The 2260-nt window shown below is 42.1% G+C and carries 1 protein-coding gene; it reads left to right on the forward strand.

The window, feature by feature from the left end; translation table 11 throughout:
• The first annotated feature begins 135 nt into the window (after positions 1 to 135).
• On the forward strand, positions 136 to 2214 hold the full coding sequence (locus tag H5072_RS17315; protein ID WP_182694254.1) for a M13 family metallopeptidase: 2079 nt from the start codon (positions 136 to 138) through the stop codon (positions 2212 to 2214).
• The last annotated feature ends 46 nt before the right edge of the window (positions 2215 to 2260 follow it).

Below are 2260 nucleotides of genomic sequence, written 5' to 3' on the forward strand. Positions count from 1 at the left end.
GAGCACTGTGGTGATTCACCTCAAAAGATTTGTTTGTCTGATTAATATCAATAACAATCGATAAGTTAAATATTCGTAACAATAAAAATGATTCACTGCTGCTTTAATTCAATCAGTGATACTCAGGAGTAAGTAATGAAAAAGAGTTTAATTGCCGCAGCATTATCTGCCACATTTATTACCGGTTGTTCAGAGCCGCAAACAACAAAAATAGACGAGCAACAACCTAAAGTAACTACAGCAACAGTGACAGAAAAAGCAGAGTTAGGTAGTTTTGGTGTTGATCTAACAGCTCGTAACGAAGCCGTGAAACCAGGCGATGACTTTTTTATGTATGCCAGCGGCACGTGGTATGACAACTACGAAATGCCTGCAGATAAAACCCGCTATGGTGCATTTTCTGGATTAGCTGAGCGAAGCGAAGACGATGTTAAAGCTATTATTGAAGAAATAGCCGCACGTAAAGATTTAAACGCAGAAGAAAAACTCGTTGCTGATTTTTACAATGCCTATATGGATACCGAAACACTTAATAAACTAGGTGTAGCGCCAATCAAGCCATTGTTAAGTGAAATTAGTGATATATCGTCAACTGAGGATTTAGCTGAGATGTTTGGTAAGTCTTGGTTAACCGGTAATAAAGCCCCTTTTGGCGGCGGGATGTGGTTTAATCGCCTAGACCCTAACAAATATGAAATGTCACTAGGTGCTGGTGGTTTAGGTTTACCAGATCGTTCTTACTACCTTGAAGATGCTGAGCGCTTTGTTAAAACCCGTACAGCTTATGTTGCCCACATTGCTGACATGCTTGAGTTTGCAGGAGTCGAAAATACCGCTGAGCGCGCTCAAGCAATTGTTGATCTTGAAACCAAAATTGCACAAGGTCATTGGCCTCGTGAAAAGCGCCGTAATCGCGACTTAACCCTAAACCAAGTTGAACGTGCCGATTTAAGCACTGCTTATCCTGGCTTTAACTGGGATTTATATTTTGCGCAAACAGGTTATAAAGTACCTCAGTTAAATGTATCTCAGCCTGAGCCAATAAAAGCGATGATTGAGCTAATCAATCAAGAAGATATTGCAGTATGGAAAGACTACCTAACGTATCACGCTATTAGCGGTAACGCAGGTTTACTATCAGAGGACATATTTAATACTAACTTTGCTTTTTTTGGTAAAGAACTAAACGGACAGCAAGAGCCTCGCCCTCGTTGGAAACGTGCAATAAGTGAAATGTCGGGCACAAGTTCGCTTGGTTTTGCTATTGGTAAGATATACGTAGCGCGTTACTTCCCTGAGTCGTCAAAACAACAAATGTCTGAGCTGGTTGAAAACCTACGTACAGCTCTTGGTGAACGTATTGATAACCTAGAGTGGATGGGCGATGAAACTAAAGTAAATGCGCGCGCTAAACTGGCTGCATTTGTACCAAAAATTGGTTATCCCGATGTTTGGCAGTCTTATGATGGTTTAAGCATTACTAAAAACGATTTAATCGGTAATGTGAAAAACATGCGTGAATTTTTTCATGCAGAAAGTGTTGAAAAAGAGCTACAAAAAACAGACCGTAACCGCTGGGGCATGACGCCACAACGCGTAAACGCTTACTACAATAGCTCGTTTAATGAAATTGTATTTCCGGCTGCGATATTACAACCGCCGTTTTTCGATCCAAATGCCGATCCGGCTGTAAACTATGGCGGTATTGGCGCTGTAATTGGTCATGAAATGGGTCATGGGTTTGACGATCAAGGTTCAAAATCTGACGAAAACGGTGTGCAACGTAACTGGTGGACTGATGCTGACCGCGCTGCATTTGACAAAAAAGCCGATCAACTGGCTGCGCAGTACAGTAAATACGAGCCAATCGAAGGTAATTTTGTTAATGGTCGAAATAGCCTTGGCGAAAACATTGGTGATGTAGGTGGGCTATCAATGGCTTATCACGCGTACAAGCTCAGTTTAAATGGTAAAGAAGCGCCTGTTATTGACGGCGTTACTGGCGATCAGCGTTTCTTCCTTGCGTGGGCACAAGTATGGAAAGAAAAACGTACTGAGCAAAGCATGCTTAACCAACTGCGTGGTGGCACACATGCCCCAGGTCGCTTTAGAGCACAAGCGCCGCGTAACCATGATGCATGGTACAAAGCGTTTGATGTAAAACCAGGCGATGCGTTATACCTTCCTGAAGATGAGCGTGTACGTATTTGGTAAGTAACACTTACTTTTTATTACTTAGTAAGGCAACCTGTTATACAGG

The organism is Pseudoalteromonas sp. SR45-5, from assembly GCF_014163565.1.
In the GTDB taxonomy this organism is placed as follows: domain Bacteria; phylum Pseudomonadota; class Gammaproteobacteria; order Enterobacterales; family Alteromonadaceae; genus Pseudoalteromonas; species Pseudoalteromonas distincta.